The 22,006-nt window shown below is 62.6% G+C and carries 21 protein-coding genes; 12 read left to right on the top strand and 9 right to left on the bottom strand.

Features of this window, described 5'->3' with window-relative positions; all coding sequences use genetic code 11:
• Positions 1–72: 72 nt before the first annotated feature.
• From C0Z16_RS19835 to benD, 4 genes are read left to right on the top strand one after another with little or no spacing between them, the layout of a single operon-like run.
• Positions 73–1,431 (top strand): Rieske 2Fe-2S domain-containing protein, encoded by a 1,359-nt coding sequence (locus C0Z16_RS19835; RefSeq protein WP_102633809.1) that lies wholly within the window; start codon positions 73–75, stop codon positions 1,429–1,431.
• Positions 1,428–1,916, top strand: a complete 489-nt coding sequence (gene benB, locus C0Z16_RS19830; protein WP_102633808.1) for a benzoate 1,2-dioxygenase small subunit — start codon at positions 1,428–1,430, stop codon at positions 1,914–1,916. The genes C0Z16_RS19835 and benB overlap by 4 nt, the downstream gene beginning before the upstream one ends.
• 39 nt (positions 1,917–1,955) lie before the next feature.
• A complete protein-coding gene (gene benC, locus C0Z16_RS19825; protein WP_102633807.1) occupies positions 1,956–2,978 on the top strand; it encodes a benzoate 1,2-dioxygenase electron transfer component BenC in 1,023 nt (340 codons plus the stop codon).
• The gene (gene benD / locus C0Z16_RS19820) at positions 2,975–3,751 is read left to right on the top strand and encodes a benzoate diol dehydrogenase BenD (protein WP_102633806.1); all 777 of its coding nucleotides are present in this window, start codon (positions 2,975–2,977) and stop codon (positions 3,749–3,751) included. Before benC ends, benD begins: the two co-directional genes overlap by 4 nt.
• Before the next feature lie 36 nt (positions 3,752–3,787).
• Here the strand turns inward: benD and C0Z16_RS19815 are convergent, their stop codons facing one another.
• The 6 genes from C0Z16_RS19815 to C0Z16_RS19790 all read right to left on the bottom strand — a co-directional run bounded on the left by C0Z16_RS19815 (position 3,788) and on the right by C0Z16_RS19790 (position 11,199).
• On the bottom strand, positions 3,788–4,942 hold the full coding sequence (locus C0Z16_RS19815; RefSeq protein WP_102633805.1) for an enoyl-CoA hydratase/isomerase family protein: 1,155 nt from the start codon (positions 4,940–4,942) through the stop codon (positions 3,788–3,790).
• Positions 4,939–5,748, bottom strand: a complete 810-nt coding sequence (locus C0Z16_RS19810; protein WP_102633804.1) for an enoyl-CoA hydratase — start codon at positions 5,746–5,748, stop codon at positions 4,939–4,941. The genes C0Z16_RS19815 and C0Z16_RS19810 overlap by 4 nt, the downstream gene beginning before the upstream one ends.
• Positions 5,748–6,650, bottom strand: a complete 903-nt coding sequence (gene mmsB / locus C0Z16_RS19805; protein ID WP_102633803.1) for a 3-hydroxyisobutyrate dehydrogenase — start codon at positions 6,648–6,650, stop codon at positions 5,748–5,750. The genes C0Z16_RS19810 and mmsB overlap by 1 nt, the downstream gene beginning before the upstream one ends.
• A 29-nt stretch (positions 6,651–6,679) precedes the next feature.
• Positions 6,680–8,188 (bottom strand): CoA-acylating methylmalonate-semialdehyde dehydrogenase, encoded by a 1,509-nt coding sequence (locus C0Z16_RS19800; RefSeq protein WP_102633802.1) that lies wholly within the window; start codon positions 8,186–8,188, stop codon positions 6,680–6,682.
• Positions 8,189–8,267: 79 nt separating this feature from the next.
• A complete protein-coding gene (locus tag C0Z16_RS19795) occupies positions 8,268–9,971 on the bottom strand; it encodes an AMP-binding protein (protein ID WP_102633801.1) in 1,704 nt (567 codons plus the stop codon).
• 94 nt (positions 9,972–10,065) lie between these two features.
• Complete coding sequence (locus C0Z16_RS19790; protein WP_102633800.1) at positions 10,066–11,199, bottom strand: acyl-CoA dehydrogenase family protein; 1,134 nt, start codon at positions 11,197–11,199, stop codon at positions 10,066–10,068.
• A gap of 211 nt (positions 11,200–11,410) precedes the next feature.
• On the opposite strand from C0Z16_RS19790, the gene C0Z16_RS19785 reads away from it, so the two are divergent.
• From C0Z16_RS19785 to C0Z16_RS19770, 4 genes are all read left to right on the top strand, one after another.
• Positions 11,411–12,448: an AraC family transcriptional regulator gene (locus tag C0Z16_RS19785; RefSeq protein WP_102633799.1), complete on the top strand. Its 1,038-nt coding sequence runs from the start codon at positions 11,411–11,413 to the stop codon at positions 12,446–12,448.
• An 83-nt stretch (positions 12,449–12,531) separates the two neighbouring features.
• Positions 12,532–14,217 (top strand): NfeD family protein, encoded by a 1,686-nt coding sequence (locus C0Z16_RS19780; protein ID WP_102633798.1) that lies wholly within the window; start codon positions 12,532–12,534, stop codon positions 14,215–14,217.
• Between the two features lie 81 nt (positions 14,218–14,298).
• Positions 14,299–15,072 (top strand): slipin family protein, encoded by a 774-nt coding sequence (locus C0Z16_RS19775; protein WP_102633797.1) that lies wholly within the window; start codon positions 14,299–14,301, stop codon positions 15,070–15,072.
• A 232-nt stretch (positions 15,073–15,304) separates the two neighbouring features.
• Positions 15,305–16,606, top strand: coding sequence for an NCS2 family permease (locus tag C0Z16_RS19770; RefSeq protein ID WP_102633796.1), 1,302 nt, complete (start codon positions 15,305–15,307; stop codon positions 16,604–16,606).
• Positions 16,607–16,765: 159 nt separating this feature from the next.
• Here C0Z16_RS19770 and C0Z16_RS19765 read toward each other — a convergent pair whose 3' ends face one another.
• Positions 16,766–17,056 (bottom strand): DUF1488 family protein, encoded by a 291-nt coding sequence (locus C0Z16_RS19765; protein WP_102633795.1) that lies wholly within the window; start codon positions 17,054–17,056, stop codon positions 16,766–16,768.
• Between the two features lie 400 nt (positions 17,057–17,456).
• Here C0Z16_RS19765 and C0Z16_RS19760 point away from each other — a divergent pair, with 400 nt between their 5' ends.
• Together C0Z16_RS19760 and C0Z16_RS19755 are read left to right on the top strand one after the other, a co-directional pair.
• Positions 17,457–19,433: a sigma-54-dependent Fis family transcriptional regulator gene (locus C0Z16_RS19760; protein ID WP_102633831.1), complete on the top strand. Its 1,977-nt coding sequence runs from the start codon at positions 17,457–17,459 to the stop codon at positions 19,431–19,433.
• Positions 19,434–19,583: 150 nt separating this feature from the next.
• The gene (locus tag C0Z16_RS19755; protein WP_102633794.1) at positions 19,584–19,895 is read left to right on the top strand and encodes a 2Fe-2S iron-sulfur cluster-binding protein; all 312 of its coding nucleotides are present in this window, start codon (positions 19,584–19,586) and stop codon (positions 19,893–19,895) included.
• A 49-nt stretch (positions 19,896–19,944) separates the two neighbouring features.
• Here C0Z16_RS19755 and C0Z16_RS19750 read toward each other — a convergent pair whose 3' ends face one another.
• The gene (locus C0Z16_RS19750) at positions 19,945–20,148 is read right to left on the bottom strand and encodes a DUF1653 domain-containing protein (RefSeq protein ID WP_102633793.1); all 204 of its coding nucleotides are present in this window, start codon (positions 20,146–20,148) and stop codon (positions 19,945–19,947) included.
• Positions 20,149–20,200: 52 nt separating this feature from the next.
• Positions 20,201–20,845, bottom strand: a complete 645-nt coding sequence (locus C0Z16_RS19745) for a helix-turn-helix transcriptional regulator (protein WP_102633792.1) — start codon at positions 20,843–20,845, stop codon at positions 20,201–20,203.
• 182 nt (positions 20,846–21,027) lie between these two features.
• On the opposite strand from C0Z16_RS19745, the gene C0Z16_RS19740 reads away from it, so the two are divergent.
• The gene (locus C0Z16_RS19740; RefSeq protein WP_102633791.1) at positions 21,028–21,246 is read left to right on the top strand and encodes a hypothetical protein; all 219 of its coding nucleotides are present in this window, start codon (positions 21,028–21,030) and stop codon (positions 21,244–21,246) included.
• Positions 21,247–21,722: 476 nt separating this feature from the next.
• Positions 21,723–22,004: a hypothetical protein gene (locus tag C0Z16_RS19735; RefSeq protein ID WP_102633830.1), complete on the top strand. Its 282-nt coding sequence runs from the start codon at positions 21,723–21,725 to the stop codon at positions 22,002–22,004.
• Positions 22,005–22,006 lie beyond the last annotated feature (2 nt).

Genomic DNA, 22,006 nt, shown 5'->3' with positions numbered 1-22,006 from the left:
GCCTGATTCTCCGCATAAATCATTGAACCGATGCAAGGGCTCCGCCGCGGAGCCCGCATAGGGAGAGCAAACATGTCTGCAACTATCGACAAGGCGTTGAAGCTGGAAGACCTGCTGAGTAACGCCGTGCAGGACGACCAAGAAAACGGTGTTTTCCGTTGCCGCCGCGACATCTTCACCAATGCCGATCTGTACGAACTCGAGATGAAGCATATCTTCGAGAGTAACTGGGTTTATCTGGCGCACGAAAGCCAGATTCCTGACAACAACGACTACTACACCACGTGGATTGGTCGCCAGCCGATAGTTGTCACGCGCGACAAAACCGGTGAATTACACGCGGTCATCAATGCCTGCGCGCACAAAGGTGCAATGCTGTGTCGTCGCAAGCATGGCAACAAGACCAGCTTCACCTGTCCTTTTCATGGATGGACGTTCTCGAACGTCGGCAAGCTCCTGAAAGTAAAGGACGAGAAGACCACCGAATACCCTGTGCAATTCAACAAGCAAGGCTCGCACGACCTGAAGAAGGTTGCGCGCTTTCAGAACTACCGCGGTTTCCTGTTCGGCAGCCTGAATGCCGACGTCATGCCGCTCGAGGATTACCTCGGTGAGACGAAGGTCATCATCGACCAGATCGTTGCACAAGCGCCGGACGGCCTGGAAGTATTGCGCGGGAACTCTTCGTATGTCTACGACGGCAACTGGAAGATGCAGATGGAGAACGGCTGCGACGGTTATCACGTCAGCACCGTCCACTGGAACTACGCCGCAACGATGGGCCGTCGCAAGGTCGAAGGCACCAAGGCAGTGGATGCGAATAGCTGGAGCAAGTCGGTTGCCGGCGTGTACGGATTCGAGCACGGTCATATCCTGCTGTGGACCAACACCATGAACCCGGAAGTGAGGCCAGTTTATCGGCACCGCGACGAAATCACAGCGCGCGTCGGCGAAGACAAAGGGAAATTCGTCGTCAACCAGACCCGCAATCTGTGCCTTTATCCCAACGTTTTCCTGATGGACCAGTTCAGCACGCAGATTCGCGTGGTCCGTCCGATTAGCGTGGACAGGACCGAAGTCAGCATCTTCTGCTTCGCGCCCAAGGGCGAGAGTGCCGAAGACCGCGCGACCCGCATTCGCCAATACGAAGATTTCTTCAACGTATCGGGCATGGGGACCAGTGACGACCTCGAAGAATTCCGCGCGTGTCAGTCCGGGTACGCCGGTTCAACGACAATGTGGAACGACCTCTCGCGCGGTGCTCCTCTGTGGATTCACGGACCGGATGAAAACGCCAGGAGCATGGGCCTGAATCCGCTCATCTCTGGTGAGCGCAGCGAAGATGAGGGGCTCTTTGTGGTTCAGCACGAATACTGGCTGCAGGTGATGCGCGAAGCGTTGCGAAAAGAACAAGTGGAGGCGTCGGTATGAGCTTCGACTATCAAAAACTCTGTCGCGCCCTTTATCAGGAAGCCCGTTTCCTCGATGACCGTCAATGGGACGAGTGGCTCGCCTGCTACACGGAGGACGTCACTTACTGGATGCCGGCGTGGGACGACGACGACACGCTGACGGAGGACCCACAGAGGCAAATCTCGTTGATGTACTACCCGGACCGGGGTGGCCTCGAAGACCGCGTATTCCGCATCAAAACCGAGCGAAGCGGCGCTTCGATGCCAGAACCGCGCACGAGTCACAACGTGACCAATGTGGAAGTGCTGGCTGAACGTGATGGCGAAGTGGACCTTCGATACAACTTCAACACGCTTATTCACCGCTACAAGATTACGGACCAGTTCTTCGGCACGATATACGTAACCTTGCGCACGGTCGACGACCGTCTGCTGATTTCCAGCAAGAAGATTGCGCTTAAGAACGACTATATCCGACAGGTGCTCGACGTCTATCACGTTTGATGCGACCGGTCGGACAGAGACAAGGAAGTAGGAGACAACATGTCCAGCTACAACATTGCACTTAACTTCGAAGACGGAGTAACCCGCTTCGTCGAATGCAAGGCCGGCGAGAAGGTTCTCGATGCAGCCTTTCGCGCCAGGATTAACTTGCCGATGGACTGTTCTGACGGCGTATGCGGTACCTGCAAATGCCGGGCGGAGAGCGGCAGCTACGATTTGGGCGATGACTACATAGAGGACGCGCTTACCGACGACGAGAAGCAGAGCGGTTTCGTCCTCACATGTCAGATGGTTCCCGAGAGCAATTGTGTCATTGCCGTCCCGGCATCGTCGATGGCCTGCAAGACTGAGCACAGCAAGTTCGCCGCGACGGTCACAAAGGTCGAGGAGCACAACGACGCGGCCGTCGTGCTTGAGATGGACGTGGACGGCGCTCCGCCCGTCTTCCTTGCCGGTCAGTACGTCAACATCGATGTGCCCGGCAGTGGCCAACGCCGCTCCTACTCGTTCTCATCGTCGCCCGGCGAATCGAAAATCAGCTTTTTGATTAAGAAGATTTCCGGTGGCGTAATGAGCACCTGGCTCGAATCGGCCCAGCCGGGCAACAAGGTTCAGCTAACCGGACCGATGGGCATTTTCTATTTGCGTGCTGTCGAACGCCCCTTGCTGTTCCTCGCAGGCGGCACGGGGCTCGCTCCGTTCCTGTCGATGCTGGAAGTGCTGGCCCGTGCGAACTCTCAGCAGAAGGTGCACCTCATCTATGGCGTGACCCGAGACCTCGACCTGGTGCTGGTCGAGGCCATCCAGGCATACACGGAAAAACTTCCGAATTTCACGTTTAGCACCGTTGTGGCCGCGGCCGAATCCGGCCACCCGCGCAAGGGCTGGGTGACCCAGCACATGCCCGCAGAATGTCTGAACGACGGAGATGTCGACGTGTACCTGTGCGGCCCGCCGCCGATGGTGGATGCTGTGCGCAAATACTTCGACGAAAACGGTGTAGAGCCAACCAGCTTTCACTACGAAAAATTTACCCCCAACGTCGCCCCGGTGGACGCATGAACGCCCAACGGTTCGAAGGCAAGGTGATGGTCGTCACGGGAGCGGCGCAGGGAATCGGGCGGGGCGTCGCCCTGCGTGCAGCATCGGAGGGCGCGAAAGTGCTGTTGGTGGACCGCGCCGAGTTTGTCTCCGATGTCGCCGCCGAGGTGGTTGGTGCCCAGACAGCCGGCTTCGTCGCAGACCTCGAGACGTATGAAGGCGCAGCTTCGACAATGGCTTTCGCGGCGCAAAAGTTTGGCCGGATTGACATCCTCGTCAATGGGGTGGGCGGTGCCATTCGCATGCGGCCTTTCGCGGAGTTCGAACCGGCCCAGATCGATGCTGAAATCCGCCGCTCCCTGATGCCGACCCTGTATGCGTGCCACGCGGTCCTGCCGCAGATGCTGAGGCAAGGCCGGGGAACCATTGTCAACGTCTCATCGAATGCCACACGAGGTATTCGCCGCGTGCCCTACTCGGCTGCCAAAGGCGGCGTCAACGCCCTGACTCAGTCGCTCGCGATGGAGTACGGCGAACGCAACATCCGCGTGGTCGCTGCTGCCCCGGGCGGGACAGAGGCGCCGCCGCGACGCGTGCCCCGCAACACAGCCGGAGATAACGACCAGGAGAGGGTGTGGATGAGGGAAGCCGTGAAGCAGGTGGCTGATTCCACGTTCTTCAAGCGCTATGGGACGCTTGAAGAGCAAATCGCGCCGATTCTCTTTCTGGCATCCGACGAAGCTGGCTACATCACGGGTGCCGTGTTGCCGGTTGCCGGCGGTGACAACGGCTAGAGCCTTGAACCGAAATCAGTCTGGAGCGCATCAACTCTACTCCGCGCCCAGATCCGCTAACGGATGCGCGTCCCGCTTCCACGGCGAAGCGAGAAAATGCCTGACGCGCTCGGGCCGCACTTCAGCGAGCGTAGCGGGCGCCCAGCGCGCTTTGCGATCTTTATCGATCAACTGCGCCCTCACGCCTTCGCAGAAATCGCCCTCCTCGATCGCCCGTTTGACGATGCCCAGTTCCATCCGGAAGCATTCGGCGAGCGTCATCTGCCGGCCTCGCAGCAGCGCCTCGCGCGTGACGTAGAGCATGCTCGGCGAGTGGGCGGCGAGCGAATCATAAGTGGACTGCAACCACTGCCTGACTTCGCGCGGCGGCTCGCGTTCAAGATCGTGCCGCAACGTCGCCATCATTCTGTCGAGGCTCGAGCGCCGATCGAAATGCCGCAGGATGAGTGACGTAAGCGGCCCCAACGCGGCATGCGGCACGATGTTGCACGGCGGCTCGAACACACCGCGCAACGCGCTGATGAGATCGCCTTCATGGGACATGCGCCGCAAGCGCTCTTCGAAAGAAGCCAGCCATTCGGCCGGCACGCACAGATCGGCTAGTTGCAGCCGCAACGCGTCGGCGCCGGACAACGTCGCGCCGGTCAGCCCCACATACAACTCGGACTCCGCCGACATCACGCTCAAAAAGCGCGTTGCGCCGACATCCGGCAAGAAGCCGATGCGCGTCTCCGGCATCGCGATCTTGCTGCGCTCGGTGACGATGCGCAGCCGCGCCGCCTGCCCGAGCCCCATGCCGCCGCCCATTGCAATTCCGTCGACCAGCGCGACCACCGGCTTCGAAAACGTGTGCAACGCGTAATCCAGCCGGTATTCGTCGACGAAAAATGCGAGCCAGCGATTGTCGCCGTTCGTCGCGAGCCGATGCACCTCGCGCACGTCGCCGCCCGCGCAAAATCCCTTGTTTCCGGCACCTTTGAGCACGAGCGCGACGATGCCCTCGTCGTTGCGGCAATGTTCGACGAGCACGGCGAGTTCGCGAATCATCGCATGCGACAGCGCATTGAGCGCAGCGGGCCGGTTCAGCGTGATGATCGCGACGCGGTTGATCACGCGAAACAGAATCTCGCGTTCAGCTTCAACGCTCGGCTCGAGCGCGACGTCGGAGACGGCGCTTTGCAAGGCGCTCATCGTTGCGTCTCCTTGTCTGCGTGTGCGGTCCGCGTGACTTCCCAGCGCGGCGGACGTTTTTCGAGGAACGCGTTGACGCCTTCGCGCTGATCGGCGCCGTCGAACAGATCGACGAAACGTTCGCGTTCCAGCGCAAGCGCAGCCGAGCGCGGCACGCCTTGGCGCGCCTGATGAATCAGCGTCTTGCTGAAGCCGATCGCTTGCGGACTCAGCGACGCGACGCGCGCGGCCATCGCGACCGCGGCTTCGCGTGCAGCGCCCTTTTCCACGACTTCTTCGACGAGACCGATGCGCAACGCGGTCGCCGCGTCCACCCGCTCGCCGGTGAGAATCATGCGCTTCGCCCAGCCTTCGCCGACGAGCCACGGCAGCGTCTGGGTGCCGCACCCGCATGGCAACAAGCCGACTGCCGTCTCGGGCAGCGCCATCGACGCATGCTGTTCCGCGATCCGGATGTCGCAAGCAAGCGCGCATTCGAGTCCGCCACCCATTGCGTAGCCGTTGATGGCCGCGATCACCACGGGCCGCGCATTCTGCAATGCTTCGAACGCCGCGCCGAAGCGCGCCGCTGCGATGCGCGCGACTTCGCGATTGCCATCCGCGAACGTGTTGAGATCGGCGCCGGCGCTGAAGAACTTCGGGCCGTCGCCGGTAATCACGATGGCCCGCACCTGCGGCTCGCCGTTCAGACGCTCAACCGTCTGCTGCAATTGCAACAAGCCTTCAGGCGTAAATGCATTTGCGGGCGGCCGCTTGAGCGTGAGTTGCGCGACGGCGCCGTCGTGCACGTAGTCGAGTTCGATCATCACGTGTCTCCATTGCCAGCGTCGCGACGATAAAGCTTGATGACTGCGGAAAAGTCGAGACGTCCCGCGCCTTTTGCGCTCATCGTTTGATAAAGCTGCTGCGCGAGCGCGCCGAGATAGACCGGCTGACGCGCGAACTTCGCGGCGTCGGTGGCGAGGCCAAGGTCCTTCAGCATCAGATCGGTGCCGAAGCCGCCGCTATATCCGCGGGACGACGGCGCGTTATCGATCACGCCCGGCATGGGGTTATACGTGTCCGAACTCCAGCAGCGCCCGGTCGATGTATTGATGATGCCGCCCAGCACTTTTACGTCGATGCCGAGTGCTTCGCCGAGCGACATCGCCTCGGCCACGCCCGCCATCGTGATGCCGAGCACGAGGTTGTTGCAGATCTTCGCGACCTGGCCCGTGCCTGTATCGCCACAATGCACGATGTTCTTGCCCATCGCCGACAACACCGGCTTCACCTCCTCATACGCGCTCACGCTGCCGCCAACCATGAAGGTGAGTGTCCCCGCCGCCGCGCCGCCAGTGCCGCCCGAAACCGGCGCATCGACAAACGTGTTGCCGTGTTGCTGCGCGAGTTCGGCGAAGGCCTGCACGCTCGCAGGGTCGATCGTGCTCGAATCGACAATCGTCACGCCTTTCCCGATGCCGGCGAACACGCCGCCGTCGGCGGTGAGCACGCTGCGCACATGAGCCGCGGCGGGCAGCATCGTGATCACGCATTGCACATCGGTCACCGCCGCTTTCGGCGAGGCGGCGGCTTTCGCGCCCGCATCGACGAGCGCCTGCACCGCTTGTGCATTGAGGTCGAACACGTTGACCGCGTGGCCCGCCTTCAGCAGGTTGTGCGCCATCGGCGCACCCATGTTGCCGAGTCCGATAAAGCCTATGTTCATGATGCCTCTCCGTTTTTTGCGAGGCTCACTCAGCGCAGGCTGATGGTCGTGTTCACGCCGTCGTTGACCGTGTCGTCGTCGAACCAGCGCGCGGTGACCGTTTTGGTTTGCGTGTAGAACTGCACGACCTGCTTGCCATAGGGGCCGAGATCGCCGAGCTTCGAGCCGCGCGAGCCCGTGAAACTGAAGAACGGCACGGGCACTGGAATCGGAATGTTGATGCCCACCTGGCCCACGTCGATCTCGCTTTGAAACTTGCGCGCCGCCGCGCCGCTCTGCGTGAAGAGGCCGACGCCGTTGCCGAACGGATTGCGATTGACGAGTGCGATCGCGTCGTCGAGCGTGGCAACGTTGAGCACGAGCAGCGCGGGGCCGAAAATTTCCGTGCGATAAATTTCCATCTCAGTGGTGACGTCGGTGAAAATCGTCGGGCCGATGAAATTGCCTTGCTCGTAGCCGGGCACCTTTACGTCGCGGCCGTCGAGGGCAAGCGTGGCTCCTTCTTTCACACCCGCTTCGATCAGCCCCAGAATGCGCTGCATCGCCGCGCGCGAGACCACAGGGCCAATATCCGTGTTCGGTTCATTGCCCGCGTTGACCTTCAGCGTCTTCGCCTTCGCGACGAGGTCCGGCAGCCATTGCTGCGCGGCGCCGACCAGCACGACCACCGAGGTCGCCATGCAACGCTGCCCCGCCGCCCCGAAGCCCGCACCGGCGAGCGCATTCAATGTCTGCTCGCGGTTGGCGTCGGGCAGCACAACGGCGTGGTTCTTCGCGCCCATCATCGATTGCACACGCTTGCCGTGTTCGCTGCCGAGTCGATACACATGCGTGCCGACCGCCGTCGATCCGACGAACGAGATCGCCTTGATCAGCTCGTGCGTGCACAACGCGTCGACGACATCCTTGCCGCCGTGCACGACGTTGAGCACGCCCTTGGGCACGCCCGCTTCGAGCGCGAGTTCGACCAGTTGCATCGTCGATAAAGGGTCCTGCTCGGACGGCTTCAGCACGAACGTATTGCCGCAGACGATCGCCATCGGGAACATCCATAGCGGGATCATCGCGGGGAAGTTGAACGGCGTGATGCCCGCGCATACGCCGAGCGGCTGACGCAGCGTGTAGGTGTCGACACCGCCCGCCACGTTTTCAGCGAATTCGCCTTGCTGCAAGGTGCCGATCGAGCAGGCATGCTCGACCACTTCCAGCCCGCGAAAGATATCCCCTTCGGCGTCGGGAATCGTCTTGCCCTGCTCCGCGCTCAAGGTCTTCGCGATGCGCGGCATATGCTCGCGAATCAGCGCCTGGTACTTCAGCATGATGCGCATGCGTGCGCCGATTGGCGTGTCCTTCCACGTCTTGAACGCGGCATGCGCCGAGTGGATTGCTTCGTTGACTTCGTCGGCGGTCGCGAACGGCACGCGCGCCAGCACTTGTTGCGTCGCCGGGTTGACGATGTCGCGCCATTCGGTGGTTTTCGATTCGACAAACTCGCCGTTGATCAGCAGCTTGACGGTGTTCGAAGCAATTGCGCTCATGCTGAAACTCCTGTGCAGTGGCCGCGTAGCGGCCGGACAGTGACTGAAAATGAAAATACTGAATGACGCTCGACGCAGCTCAACGCAGGTCCGGGAAATCTTCTTCCCAGTACTCGTCCGGCAAGCGCGCGGGTTCGGCTTCGCGTTCCATTTCACGGCGCCGCAATTCGACGCGGCGGATCTTGCCCGAGATGGTTTTCGGCAACTCGCTGAATTGCAGACGGCGAATCCGCTTATACGGTGCAAGCTTTTCGCGTGAGAATGCGAACACGGCGCGCGCGAGTTCAGGCCCGGCTTCGTAGCCCTGACGCACGGTGACGAATGCTTTAGGCACGCACAGACGCAGCGCGTCGGCGCTCGGTACGACGGCGGCTTCGCCGATCGCCTCATGTTCGATCAGCACGCTTTCGAGTTCGAACGGGCTCAGCCGGTAATCGGACGATTTGAAAACGTCATCGGCGCGGCCCACGTACACGTAGTAGCCGTCATCGCGTCGCAGCGCGACATCGGACGTGCGATAGAAACCATTGCGCATCGCTTGCGCGGTGGCCTTCTCGTTGTTCGCGTAGCCGGTCATCAGGCCGAGCGGACGCTGCGCGCCATCAGGTCCAATCGGCAAGGCGATCTCGCCTTCCGTCACGGGCTGATCGTCGGCGTCCAGCAGTTCGATTGCGTAACCCGGCAAGGGGCGGCCCATCGAACCGGCCACGACCGGCTGCCCCGGCGAATTGCCGATCTGGCAAGTGGTCTCCGTCTGACCGAAGCCATCGCGAATCGTAATGCCCCAGGCATGCCGGACCCGCTCGATGATCTCCGGATTCAACGGTTCGCCCGCGCCGACAATCTCGCGCAGCTTCACCGGATAATCGGCGAGATGTTCCTGCACGAGCATGCGCCAGACAGTCGGCGGCGCGCACAGTGTGGTGACGTTGAAACGCACCAGCACGTTCAGCGTCTCTTTCGGCGCGAAACGCGCAAAGTTGAAAACGAACACACAGGCCTGCGCATTCCACGGCGCGAAGAAGCAACTCCACGCGTGCTTGGCCCAACCCGGCGAGCTGATATTCCAATGGATGTCGTTCGGTTGCAGGCCGATCCAGTACATCGTCGACAGGTGGCCGACCGGATAGCTTTGATGCGTATGTTCGACCAGCTTCGGCTTCGAGGTCGTGCCGGACGTGAAGTAAAGCAGCAGCGGATCGGTGGCGCGCGTCACACCGTCAGGCGTGAATTGCGGCGATGCGTCATACGCCGCTGCAATATCGATCCAGCCGTCGCGCGGCGCGCCGACTGAAAGGCGCGTCAACGGCACGTCGAGCGAATCGAATTTGGACAGCTCCGCGCTGTCCACCACCACGAAGTTCGCGCAGCCTATCTGCACGCGGTCGCGCACGTCGTCGGCGGAAAGCTGGGTCGTGGCAGGCAGCACGATCGCGCCGAGCTTCATTGCGGCGAGCATCACGTCCCACAGCTCGACGCGGTTGGGCAGCATCAGCAACACGCGGTCGCCGCGCTTCACGCCCACGCTGCGCAGAAAGTTGGCCATGCGCGCCGAGCGTTCCGACATCTGCGCATACGACAAACGCAGGCCGTCTCCAGACGGATCGTCGACAATCCATAACGCGGGGTTGTCGTTGTCGCGAGCGATCACGTCGAAGTAGTCCAGTGCCCAGTTGAACTCGTCCAACGCAGGCCATGCGAACTCGCGATAAGCGCGGTCGTAGTCGGTTCGATGGCGCAATAACAGGTCACGCGCGTCGAAGAAAGCTTTTGCTGCGGTCATGGTCGTCTCCTGATGGGCGCGGTATGCATCCGCTTTGCTCGGGTTTAGTTTTACCCGCAAGCTATTTTGCGCTCAAACGCCGTTCACTCCGCGTTTAAACGTGGCGCGCGATCACCATGCGCTGCACTTCGCTGGTTCCTTCGTAAATCTGCGTGATGCGGGCGTCGCGGTAGTGGCGCTCCACCGCGTAATCCTGGAGATAGCCGTAGCCGCCATGAATCTGGATCGCGTTCGAGCAGACCTGTTCGGCCGTTTCGGATGCGAACAGTTTCGCCTGCGATGCCTCCGACAAACACGGCTCGCCCGCCGAGCGCAGCCGCGCCGCGTGATGCACGAGCAGGCGCGCGGCGTTCAGACGCGTCGCCATGTCGGCGAGCATGTTGCCGATCGTCTGATGGTCCTTCAGCGCCTTGCCGAACTGCGTGCGCTCGCTCGCATAGGCCCGCGCGGCGTCGAACGCGGCTCGCGCAATGCCCACGGCTTGCGCGGCGATGCCGATGCGCCCGCCTTCGAGGTTCGACAGCGCGATGCGCAAGCCCTCGCCCGGTTCGCCGAGCAGATTCGCCTGCGGCACCGCGCAGTCGTCGAGTGAAATTGGACAGGTGTCGGACGCGCGAATGCCGAGCTTGTGTTCCGGCTTGCCGACATTGAAGCCGGGCGTGTCCGTCGGCACGATGAACGCCGACAGGCCACGTTTGCCGCGGTCGGGGTCCGTCACGGCGAACACAATCGCGATGTCGGCGCGCGCGCCATTGGTCACGAACTGCTTGCTGCCGTTGAGTATCCACTTGCCGTCATGCAGCACGGCACGCGTGCGCAGATTGTTCGCTTCCGAACCCGCTTGCGGCTCGGTCAGGCAGAACGCGCCGATGCGCCGGCCCGTCGCGAGATCCTGCAAATAGCGGTCTTTTTGCGCGTCGCTGCCGAACTTGAGAATCGGACCGCAGCCGACCGAGTTGTGCACGCTCATTAGCGTCGCACACGCCGCGCAGCCCGCGGCGATCTCTTCGAGCGCGAGCGCGTAGGCCACGTAGTCGGTGTAAGAGCCGCCCCATTCCGGCGGCACGATCATGCCGAGGAAACCAAGCTCGCCCATTTGCGTGACGACACCAGCGGGCAGTTGCGCGTCGCGGTCCCATTGAGCGGCGTTCGGCGCGAGCCGCTCGGTCGCGAAGTCGCGGGCGGCGTCGCGGATCATCCGTTGTTCGTCGGTGTAGAAGCTGTCCATGAGCCCGGTTCCTGTGCATGCGTTCGAGGCCTAGTGTAGGCAAGCCGCTGCACAGCTTCGATGCTCAGCCCGATCATAATGAATGAGCGCATTTGCCACACTGATACCATGTGCTGCAACTGCTGCCACGCTTTTCCATAGCTTTAGCCATTCGTCACAAGGAAAAACGTTGAGCGCGATTGCCATTCTCGCCACCTCTTGAACGACGCTGATGAAAACCGATAAAGGCACGATCTCCGTGAGTCTCGTCGAGGAAGCGCTCGCGCTCGCCAAGGCGCGCGGTTTCGATGCGCTGCCGCTCGCCGAAGCCGCGGGCATCGCCGCGCCGATACTCGCGTCGCCGAAAAGCCGCGTGTCGTCGGCGCAATATGGCGCGCTGTGGGTCGGCATTGCACGCGCGCTCGACGACGAATTCTTCGGCCAGGATTCGCATCGCATGAAAAGCGGCAGTTTCATCGCCATGACGCAGAGCGCACTGACGGCGCGCAACGGCGCGCAGGCGCTGGCGCGCGCGGTCGGCTTCATGGGGCTCGTACTGGACGACCTCGGCGCATGCATCGAAGCGGATGCGCAGCGCGTGCGGCTGCGCTTCGTTGAACGCGAAGGGATGAAGCCGCCGGCGATGTTCGCGTATGCGACGTATTTCATCGTCGTCTATGGGCTGTTGTGCTGGCTCGTCGGACGCCGCATCCCTTTGATAGAGGCGCGCTTTCGCTGCGCGGAGCCGCCCGCCGCGCACGAATACCGGCTGATGTTCTGCGACGACATGACGTTCGATCAACCGGAGTCGTACGTGGATCTCTCGACGGTTTTTCTCGACTTGCCCGTGGTCCAGACGGCCAGGTCAGCCAAAGCGTTTCTGCGCGACGCGCCTGCCAACTTCATCGTCAAATACCGCAATCCGGGCTCGCTCGCCGCGCGCGTGCGCAAGATGCTGCGGGCGCTGCCCATGGCGAACTGGCCCGCCGCCGATCAGATGGCAGCCCGCCTGCACGTCGCCGAAGCGACGATGCGGCGGCGTCTGAAGCAGGAGGGCTACACATACCAGTCCATCAAGGACGACCTGCGGCGCGACATTGCAATCGGCGAACTGCAGCAATCGGGGCGCACGATCGCAGACATTGCGGCTTCGGTGGGCTTTGCGGAGCCGAGCGCGTTTCATCGCGCGTTCCGCAAATGGACCGGCATGCGGCCGACAGACTACCGGCCGGCGCGCGCCGACTTCACGCGGCGCGTGGAATCGGACTAAGCTGTAAGCAGCAGGCTAGCCTTCCCTGGAGTGTCGGTCCGCGCCGGTCGATAACCGTCGACAGCGCGCGGTGGCCATTAGCGATGAGCATGCATCCGCGTCTCCCGTTCCGGCAGTGTGGCGCACGCAGGCCGCCTACTCGCGGCGATGTCGTGCGCCGACTCATGCGCCGATTCATGCGCGGCATGACCGCGCTCGGTATGCTTTTGGCATTTGCATTTGCATTTGCATTCGCGTCGTGCGAACGCTTTGCGCCGTTTGGAGCCCAAGGCGCGTATGCCGCCACGGCGCGCGTACCTAACAGTGTCGTGGTGATTCCAGTGAGCGGCGCAATTGGTCCGGCGAGCGCCGACTTTATCGTGCGCAGCCTGCAGCGCGCCGCTGACGATCACGCTCAACTCGCGGTGCTGCAACTCGATACGCCCGGCGGGCTCGATACGTCGATGCGGCAGATCATCAAGGCAATTCTCGGCTCGCCCGTTCCGGTCGCCACGTTCATCGCGCCGAGCGGCGCGCGGGCGGCGAGCGCGGGCACCTACATCGTCTACGCCAGCCACATTGCGGCGATGGCGCCCGGCACGAATCTCGGCGCGGCCACGCCGATCCAGATGGGCATCGGCGGCGCCGAGCCGCCAGGAGGCGGCGGCACGCCCCGCTTGCCCGGCACAGGGGATCGCGCGCCGCAAGCGCCGGCTCCGGCGTCAACAGCCGCTGCGGGTGGCGCCACCGGTGCTTCGGGTGGCGCGGCAAGTGGCGCTTCCAGCGGCGCGGCAAGCGCATTGCCGCTCGACACTCAATCGACCGAACTGCGCAAGCAGGTGCATGACGCCGCCGCCTACATCCGCGGTCTCGCACAGATGCGCGGGCGCAACGCAGACTGGGCCGAACGCGCGGTGCGCGAGGCCGTGAGCCTCACGGCGACCGACGCGCTCGCGCAGCATGTCGTCGATCTGAATGCGCGCGACGTGCCCGATCTGCTGCGCCAGCTCGACGGCCGCACAGTCACGACGAGCGCGGGCAACGTCAGGCTCGCGACAGCGCAAGCGCCCGTCGTCACGCTCGAAGCCGACTGGCGCAGCCATTTTCTCGCGGTAATCACCGATCCCAACGTTGCGCTGATGCTGCTGATGCTCGGCATGTACGGCCTGTTCTTCGAATTCGCGAATCCGGGCTTCGTGCTGCCCGGCGTGGTCGGCGCGATCAGTCTGCTGATCGGGCTTTTCGCCATGCAGATGCTGCCGATCAACTACGTCGGCCTCGGCCTGATCTTTCTCGGCATCGCGTTCCTGATCGGCGAGGCGTTTCTGCCGACGTTCGGTTCGCTCGGCTTCGGCGGCATCGTCGCGTTCGTGATCGGCGCGTTGATGCTGATCGACACCGATGTGCCCGGCTACGGCATTCCGCTGCCGATGATCGCTGCCGTCGTCGTATTCAGCGTGCTATTCGTGCTGGGCGTGTCCCGGCTCGCGTTGCGCGCGCGGCGCCGGCCCGTGGTGACCGGCTCGGAAGGGCTGATCGGCAGCGTCGGCGTGGTGCTCGAAGACGGTTTGCTTGCCGACGCCGCAGCGGCAAACACCGCGGCGGCTGGCTGGGCGCGGGTCAACGGCGAGCGCTGGCGGGTGTCGAGCGCGGTCCCGGTCGCGGCGGGCGAGGCGGTTCGGGTTACTGCACGGCAGGGGCTGACGCTCACCGTCGAGCCAGTGGCCGCTCCTGCTGTCGAAGCGATACAACAAGCAACCGCTTTGCATGGGACCAGAGTAAGACGCTAAAGCGTCAACTCTGGTCGACCGCTTTGCATGGGACCAGAGTAAGACGCTAAAGCGTCAACTCTGGTCGACAGGAGAAAACACATGATCGGATTCACATTCGGCTTCAGCAGCATTCTGATTCTCATGGCGATCGCGCTGATTGCTTCGTCGATACGGATCTTTCGCGAGTACGAGCGCGGCGTCGTGTTCATGCTGGGGCGGTTCTGGAAGGTTAAGGGGCCGGGGCTCGTCCTCATCATTCCGGTCGTGCAACAGGCAGTACGTATGGATTTGCGCACCGTCGTGTTCGACGTGCCGCCGCAAGATGTGATCACGCGCGATAACGTCTCCGTGAAGGTCAACGCGGTGGTCTATTTCCGCGTGGTCGATCCGGAAAAAGCGGTGATCCAGGTGGCGCGCTATTTCGAGGCGACCAGCCAGCTATCGCAGACCACATTGCGCGCAGTGCTCGGCAAACATGAACTGGATGAGCTGCTCGCCGAGCGCGAACAACTGAACGCCGACATCCAGAAAGTGCTCGACGCGCAGACGGATGCGTGGGGCATCAAGGTCGCGATCGTCGAAATCAAGCACGTGGACATCAACGAAACGATGATCCGCGCGATTGCCCGCCAGGCCGAAGCCGAGCGCGAACGGCGCGCCAAGGTGATTCACGCGGAAGGCGAATTGCAGGCTTCGCAGCAGTTGCTGCAAGCGGCGCAGACGCTCTCGCTTCAACCTCAGGCAATGCAATTGCGCTACCTGCAAACGCTGACGACGATTGCCGCCGACAAAAACTCGACCATCGTGTTTCCGCTGCCGATCGATCTGCTGAGCGCTGTGCTGGATCGCTTTACCAAGCCGACGGTTCCGTGAGTCGATGAGTCAGCGGTCCTGCAATCCACGTCGACTCGCTTTGACTCAGCGGATGAAACGGCACGCCGGCCTGCCCGCGACCGCACCTGTCCCGGGGGATTGGAACCCGGCGCGCCACCCCTGTTTCTCCCTCCGTTCCGCCTGTTTCCCCGCGACATCGTAAATTCGCTTGCGGCTGCGCCGCGCGCGCTGGCAAGGTATCATCTCGCCCCTACGACGAGAGACCCGCCATATGGACTCGATAAAACGCTACTTCGGCCTCGACGCCGCCGGCACCGATCTGCGCACGGAAGTGCTGGCCGGCCTCACCACTTTCCTGACGATGGCTTACATCATCTTCGTGAACCCGGCAATTCTGGGCGACGCGGGGATGCCGAAAGACGCCGTGTTCGTCGCGACCTGCATCGTGGCCGCGCTGGCTTCGCTGATCATGGGCCTCTATGCGAACTACCCAATCGCGCTCGCGCCCGGCATGGGTCTGAACGCGTACTTCGCGTACACCGTGGTCAAGGGCATGGGCTTTACGTGGCAGGCGGCGCTCGGCGCCGTGTTCATTTCGGGGTGCCTGTTTTTGATCGTCACGCTGTTTCGTGTGCGGGAAGTGATCGTCACCGGTATTCCACACTCGATACGCATTGCCATTACCGGCGGCATCGGCCTTTTCCTCGCGATCATTTCCCTGAAGACGGCCGGCGTGGTCGTGGGCAATCCGGCTACCCTGGTCACGCTCGGCGATCTGCACAATCCGCACGTGGTGCTCGCGGTAATCGGCTTCTTCGCTATCGTCACGCTCGACTATCTGCGCGTGCGCGGCGCGATTCTGATCGGCATTGTCGGCGTGACCGTGCTGAGCTTTTTCTTCGGCGGCAATGAGTTTCACGGCATCGTCTCAGCGCCGCCGTCCATCTCGCCGACGCTCTTTCAGCTCGACATTCGCGGCGCGCTGTCCACCGGCGTGCTGAACGTGATCCTGGTGTTCTTCCTCGTCGAACTGTTCGATGCAACGGGCACGCTGATGGGCGTGGCCAATCGCGCGGGACTGCTGGTCGAAGGCAAGATGCACCGACTCAATCGCGCGCTGCTCGCCGACAGCACCGCCATTCTGGCCGGCTCGATGCTCGGCACATCGTCGACGACCGCGTATATCGAGAGCGCGTCGGGCGTGCAGGCGGGAGGCCGCACTGGCGTGACCGCGATCACCGTCGCGGTGCTGTTCCTTGCGGCGCTCTTCTTTGCGCCGCTCGCGAGCGTCGTGCCGGGTTACGCGACGGCGCCGGCTCTGCTCTATGTGTCATGCCTGATGCTGCGCGAAATGCTCGACCTGCCGTGGGACGACGCAACGGAAGTCGTGCCGGCCGCTCTGACGGCACTGCTGATGCCCTTCACCTACTCGATCGCCAATGGCGTCGCATTCGGTTTCATTTCGTATGCGGGACTGAAACTGCTCACCGGTCGCGCGCGTCAGGTCAAGCTGGTGGTGTGGATCATCGCCGCGATTTTTCTGTTCCGCTATTTCTATCTCGGCAGCGAGTAGATTCCAAAACAGGCTCGGCGCTCATGCGCGCCGTGTTGACTGCGCAGCGCACAAGGCTCTCACTGGAGCGGTGCGTCATGCTCCATCGTTTCGCTGCGGTTCCTGCCGTTTTCGCGAGCCGCGCTGCCGGTCGCTTCTTCCGGTCAGATGCGACTGCCCTCAGGCACGCCAGTTCGCTTCGTAGAACCGCACGTAGCCGCTTCGCAGCACCACACACTGCGCGCTCGTTTCCGACAGCAAGCGCCGCGTGGCCGCTTCGATGCGCGCGCGGTGCGTGTCGAATGCGCCGACCATGTCTTCCAGGCGCGGCGACGCGGCGCCGAAGTGATCTTCCAGCGCCTCCGCGGTGATCATGCATTCCACCCTCTGCCCATCGACCATCGCCGGGAACGCCAAGGTGAGTTCGCGACCTGAATATTCAGGAGTTTCGTTCGGGAAAAGGATCTGCATGGGAGTCACCTGGAAGGTTGGGCACTGCGCATGATTCGCACGGGTAATGCGCACGCCGGTTGCGTCTGTCGCGCCTGCAGCTCCCTCCTCCTTGTCCAATGCTGGCGACGCGGGCTGGTCATCCGATCGCGGCGGCGACGCAATTCGCGCCTCGCGAGGATGATTTGATTCACTTTAGACGAGTTGGCGCGCGGCGCAAGTTTTCCTTTTGGTTCACCTGATTGCGGTGCGGGGCGCGCGGCGATTGGGCACCATGCGTCGCCCCGTCGCGGTGTTTTCCCTGCCGCGCGCGGGGCTTGGGGTCCTGTAATATCGGGTGTTCGGCCGCGACGCGCACATGCTGCGCTGCGGCATCGAATGGCGGGCAATGTACCCGCCGTACGATCACCGGAGACATGCCTTGACCCATCGCCCTGCCACGCCGTCCCGCATCGGTCGGCCCGATGTCATCGCGCAAGCTCACGCCCGTTCGCTCGAACTCGGGCTGCGCGCGTCCGAGACGCCGGACTTTCATCCGCTGCGCCGGCCCGCGTTGCGAGAGTTGGTCGATCGCAATCAGTCGCTTTTTACGCACGCGCTGCCGGTCATGGAAACGCTGCATGCGCAGATCGTCGATACGCAAAGCATGGTGCTGCTTACCGACAATCGCGGCCTGATTCTGCACAGTCTCGGCGACAGCGATTTCGTCGAAAAGGCGAACCGCGTGGCGTTGTGTCCGGGCGTTTCGTGGGCCGAGGCGGATCGCGGTACGAATGCGATTGGCACCGCATTGGTCGACGGACAGCCGACCGTCGTGCATGCCGACGAACACTTTCTGCGCGCCAATCGCATTCTCACCTGCTCATGTGCGCCGATTGCCGATCCGTTCGGCCGCACGATCGGCGCGCTCGACGTCAGCGGCGATACGCGCGGTTTCCACAAGCACACGCTAGCGCTCGTCAGAATGTCGGCGCAGATGATCGAAAATCATCTGTTCTCCAATCAATTCGCCGACGCCGTTCGCGTGCATTTTCACGCGCGCGCCGAGTTCATCGGTACCCTTTTCGAAGGGCTTGCCGCGTTTGCCGCGGACGGCACGTTTCTATCGGCGAACCGCAGTGCGCTGTTCCAGTTCGGGCAGCCGCTCGCCGCGTTGCAAGGACAGCCGTTCGAGGCGCTGCTGGGCGTCGCATTCCCCAAATTGTTGCAGCAGATCGCGCGCACGCCTGGCGAGAGCTTGATGCTCACGCTGCCGAGCGGTGTACGAGTCGTCGCGCGCGGCGAATTTGCGGCGCAGCGTTACGTAGGGTCGGCAGAGGGTTTCGTAGGGACGTCGGGCACCGCCGCGTCAAACGCTGTGCGTCACGGGCCACGTATCGTCGAGCCGGCACCGCTCGCCACACTCGAAACCCTCGATACCGGCGACGCGCAAGTGTCCGCGATTCTGCGGCGCGTCGCCAAAGTGCGTGGCCGCGACATTCCGATTCTCATTCTCGGAAAGACGGGCACCGGCAAGGAGTGGCTCGCGCGCGCGATCCATCACGATTCGCCGCGGCGCGCGGCGCCGTTCGTCGCGTTGAATTGCGCGTCGTTGCCCGACACGTTGATCGAAGCCGAGTTGTTTGGCTACGAAGACGGCGCGTTCACCGGCGCGAAGAAACGCGGCAGCGTCGGCAAGATCGTGCAGGCCGACGGCGGCACCTTGTTTCTCGATGAAATCGGCGATATGCCGCTCGCGCAGCAAGTGCGTTTGATGCGCGTGCTACAGGAACGCACGGTCGTGCCGCTCGGCGGTACACGCGCGATTCCGGTCGACCTGCGGATCGTGTGCGCGACGCACCGCAATCTGCGCGCGATGATCGAAGACGGCACCTTCCGCGAAGACCTGTATTACCGGATCAATGGACTCGTGGTGACGTTGCCGGCGCTGCGCGAGCGTACGGATCTCGCCGCGCTGGTCGAGCGCATGCTCGAACTCCAGCGCGAGGGCGAAGGCTTGCCGCGCCGCGTTTCAGCCGCCGTGCTGGAGCGCTTCATGCAATGCCGCTGGCCGGGCAATTTGCGGCAACTGGCCAACGTGCTGCGCACCGCAAGCATCATGGCCGAGGGAACGGACCGGATCGAGCTTGACGATCTGCCCGAAGACTTCTTGCAGGATTGCGCCGATAGCGCGGCGAATGACAACGCGCAGTCACTGCTCGCGGCCGGCGATGACGCAAAAGGCAGTGATGCCACCGTGCAAGCGTCCACGCCGTCACGCATGGAAGACTGGCAGGCCACATTGATCGCGCAGACGCTCGCGCGACTGGACGGCAACGTGTCGGCTGCGGCGCGCGAATTGGGGCTCGCGCGCAACACGGTGTACCGTTATCTGCGACGCGGTGGCACGACGCATTGACGCGCTTGTGCTGCGATTTCGAAATTGCGCGGGGCTCGTGCAGTGGTGACCGCTGCGCGTTGGCCCCGCCGTGTTGGCGGCCGTGCATTGCCATCCCGAGCTGCCCGCCGCGTGTAAAGTGTGACACTTCCAGTCACACATCCGCGTACGATGTCCGATTCAATCCGCCCGCCTCTGATTCGCGTCGAGCCGCTTGGTCATATCTTCGAAGCGCCCGATTCGCTCACGATTCTCGAAGCCGCCGGCTTTGCGAATCTGCGCCTGCCGCGCTCCTGCCGCAACGGCACCTGTCGCACGTGTCTGTGCAAAATGACGGCGGGAAGCGTGCGCTATACGATTGAATGGCCGGGTCTCAGCCGCGAAGAAAAGCAGGAAGGCTACATCTTGCCGTGCGTGGCGATTGCCGAAACGGACGTGGTGATCGAAGCGCCAAACGCGGTGGAATTGCCACCGTCACGCTGAACGACGCTGCGTGCATGCTCGATGCGCGCTTCACAAGTTGCGCGCAGGCTCAGTCGATCAGCGTAAAACGCGCCACTTTGACGCCGTCATGCTCGACCGGCTCGAAAAAGACCGCAGCCGGACGCGTCCAGATCGTGCCGTTGCTGGCCTTGTAGACGATCATCGTCACAGTCGGATCGGACTCCAGCGTGGCCTCGCATATGAGTTCGTAAATTCCACCTTTGTAATGCCGATAACGTGCGTTTCGCACCATCGAATTCTCCTTGCCTGGGAAATGTGAAGCGCGAAGTGGAAAGCGTGAGCCCTCACCCGCCCTCTTTCATCTGCTTCAGAATTTTGTAGACGGTCGCGCGTCCCATCGTCAGCACGGCGGCGACATAGTTCGCCGAACTGCGGCCACGAAACGCGCCCTGTGCGTGCAGCGCCTCGACGATCTCGCGCTTGTGCTCGCGCGTGAGCGCATTGATGCCGATCTGCCGCTCGCGCAGCCACGTGTGCAGATACGTGTTGATGCGGTCCTGCCAGTCGTCGCGGAAGAGATCTTCGGCGGGCGCCTCGGTCAGATTGCCGCCCTTGATGAACAGATCGAGCGTTGAGCGCACGTCTTCGAACACCGCGATATTGAAGTTGACGCACAGCATGCCGGCCGGCTTGCCGTTGTCGTCGAACAGGATGTTGCTCACGCAACGCATGCGCCGGCCGTCCCAATTGAGCTTTTCATACGGGCCGATGGTCCGGCCGCGCGCCGCATAGTGCACCTCGTCGAGCACCGATGGGCCGCCCACTTCGAGCTTCGACAGATTGTTCACGAGGTAGGCGATGGTCTGGTCGCGCAGGTCGTGAATCACCACTTCCGCACACGGATAGAAGAGCGCCGCGATGCCGTCGGCGATGGGAGCGTAGCGCTCCAGCAGCAGGTCTTTCACAGGAGACACGGTTGTCTGGCGCATTGGAAATCAAAGTGTTCGAGGCGCATTGTGCGAGGAATTGGCGGCGCATTGAGGCGCGGCCCGCGCGGCAACTCGCCATTGTAGCCACCCGGTCGGGCCACGGCGACCGCGGCGATTTTTGTCCGCCTGGCGAGCAATATTTTTTCGTGCGATAACAGGCGATCTATTCCACGGAGCCGCAGATGGCAACGCTCGAAGCATTTCACGCCGTGCTCGACGACAAGAGAACGCCGGAAATCATCCGCAACCACATCATTGATTCGCTCCAATACGCGTTGCGCAATCACGGGCAAATCTTCACGTCGAAGGAAGTCGAATGGCTCACCGCGTGGGATGATGCGCGCATTCCGCTCGCGGCCTCGCGAGAATTGCAGAAACGCGTCGCCGAGACGCAGGGTTAACGGCGCTTTTGCGCCCATTCCCGCTGCGCTCCAAGCCCCGCCGGGTGGGCGGCTTGCCGGTGCGCGGAACTTTTTGCTATCCAGTTAGCACTATTTAGTGCATCATATTGGAATAGTCGTATTCCGCGTTCGCAGCACTGGCAGTCTCATACCGGCATCTCCGCAACACTCCCGGCTGTTCGACCGCCGCCTGTCGGCGATCCCGTCACTCCGGCAATGCGTCGCCCCTGCATTAGCCGTCGCGAGTTGTGCAGCTGAGTGATTCAGCTTTTACGCGCACGGTGTCCGCGCGACATCAGCGTGTTTCTTCTCCATCGAATCCGCGACTTTGCGCGGCGCGCTCAAGCCCTTTCCACCGGGCCTGTGCCAACCTTTTTCCATGGCGGCGCGCCTCAAGGTGCTGCGCCGCCGGTCTGTCGTGCCGCGCGTAACACGCGTGACACACCGGCCACGTAATACAGGACACACATATGCTTATGAATTCAGCAGTCAAGACGTACAAGGGTTATGAGATTCACCCGCTCGTCTATCCGCGCCGTCCCACAGACGGTCAGACGAGCCGCAATCCGGACGCAGGCTACGACGCCTCGGTGCGCATCTGCCGCGTGGGCGCGAATCCGGCGGCCGAGGGCCGCGTGTTCCGCCTGCAGTATCTGTTTCCGTTCGACGGCACGGGCAAGGCGCGCATCGCGTGCATGGCTCACGCCGAGCAACTGATCGACGGCCACGTGGACGGCCAGTCAGTCGCCGACCTTTGAGC

Origin of the sequence: Paraburkholderia rhynchosiae, from assembly GCF_002879865.1 — a bacterium.
Lineage (GTDB): Bacteria > Pseudomonadota > Gammaproteobacteria > Burkholderiales > Burkholderiaceae > Paraburkholderia > Paraburkholderia rhynchosiae.
This window is presented reverse-complemented; position numbering and strand designations above follow the sequence as displayed.

What these genes read in the sequence shown, in the direction of transcription:
- C0Z16_RS19835 (WP_102633809.1), top strand. Translation starts at nt 73, where the DNA reads ATGTCTGCAACTATCGACAAGGCGTTGAAGCTGGAAGACCTGCTGAGT.
- benB (WP_102633808.1), top strand. Translation starts at nt 1,428, where the DNA reads ATGAGCTTCGACTATCAAAAACTCTGTCGCGCCCTTTATCAGGAAGCC.
- benC (WP_102633807.1), top strand. Translation starts at nt 1,956, where the DNA reads ATGTCCAGCTACAACATTGCACTTAACTTCGAAGACGGAGTAACCCGC.
- benD (WP_102633806.1), top strand. Translation starts at nt 2,975, where the DNA reads ATGAACGCCCAACGGTTCGAAGGCAAGGTGATGGTCGTCACGGGAGCG.
- C0Z16_RS19815 (WP_102633805.1), bottom strand. Translation starts at nt 4,942, where the DNA reads ATGAGCGCCTTGCAAAGCGCCGTCTCCGACGTCGCGCTCGAGCCGAGC.
- C0Z16_RS19810 (WP_102633804.1), bottom strand. Translation starts at nt 5,748, where the DNA reads ATGATCGAACTCGACTACGTGCACGACGGCGCCGTCGCGCAACTCACG.
- mmsB (WP_102633803.1), bottom strand. Translation starts at nt 6,650, where the DNA reads ATGAACATAGGCTTTATCGGACTCGGCAACATGGGTGCGCCGATGGCG.
- C0Z16_RS19800 (WP_102633802.1), bottom strand. Translation starts at nt 8,188, where the DNA reads ATGAGCGCAATTGCTTCGAACACCGTCAAGCTGCTGATCAACGGCGAG.
- C0Z16_RS19795 (WP_102633801.1), bottom strand. Translation starts at nt 9,971, where the DNA reads ATGACCGCAGCAAAAGCTTTCTTCGACGCGCGTGACCTGTTATTGCGC.
- C0Z16_RS19790 (WP_102633800.1), bottom strand. Translation starts at nt 11,199, where the DNA reads ATGGACAGCTTCTACACCGACGAACAACGGATGATCCGCGACGCCGCC.
- C0Z16_RS19785 (WP_102633799.1), top strand. Translation starts at nt 11,411, where the DNA reads ATGAAAACCGATAAAGGCACGATCTCCGTGAGTCTCGTCGAGGAAGCG.
- C0Z16_RS19780 (WP_102633798.1), top strand. Translation starts at nt 12,532, where the DNA reads ATGAGCATGCATCCGCGTCTCCCGTTCCGGCAGTGTGGCGCACGCAGG.
- C0Z16_RS19775 (WP_102633797.1), top strand. Translation starts at nt 14,299, where the DNA reads ATGATCGGATTCACATTCGGCTTCAGCAGCATTCTGATTCTCATGGCG.
- C0Z16_RS19770 (WP_102633796.1), top strand. Translation starts at nt 15,305, where the DNA reads ATGGACTCGATAAAACGCTACTTCGGCCTCGACGCCGCCGGCACCGAT.
- C0Z16_RS19765 (WP_102633795.1), bottom strand. Translation starts at nt 17,056, where the DNA reads ATGCAGATCCTTTTCCCGAACGAAACTCCTGAATATTCAGGTCGCGAA.
- C0Z16_RS19755 (WP_102633794.1), top strand. Translation starts at nt 19,584, where the DNA reads ATGTCCGATTCAATCCGCCCGCCTCTGATTCGCGTCGAGCCGCTTGGT.
- C0Z16_RS19750 (WP_102633793.1), bottom strand. Translation starts at nt 20,148, where the DNA reads ATGGTGCGAAACGCACGTTATCGGCATTACAAAGGTGGAATTTACGAA.
- C0Z16_RS19745 (WP_102633792.1), bottom strand. Translation starts at nt 20,845, where the DNA reads ATGCGCCAGACAACCGTGTCTCCTGTGAAAGACCTGCTGCTGGAGCGC.
- C0Z16_RS19740 (WP_102633791.1), top strand. Translation starts at nt 21,028, where the DNA reads ATGGCAACGCTCGAAGCATTTCACGCCGTGCTCGACGACAAGAGAACG.
- C0Z16_RS19735 (WP_102633830.1), top strand. Translation starts at nt 21,723, where the DNA reads ATGAATTCAGCAGTCAAGACGTACAAGGGTTATGAGATTCACCCGCTC.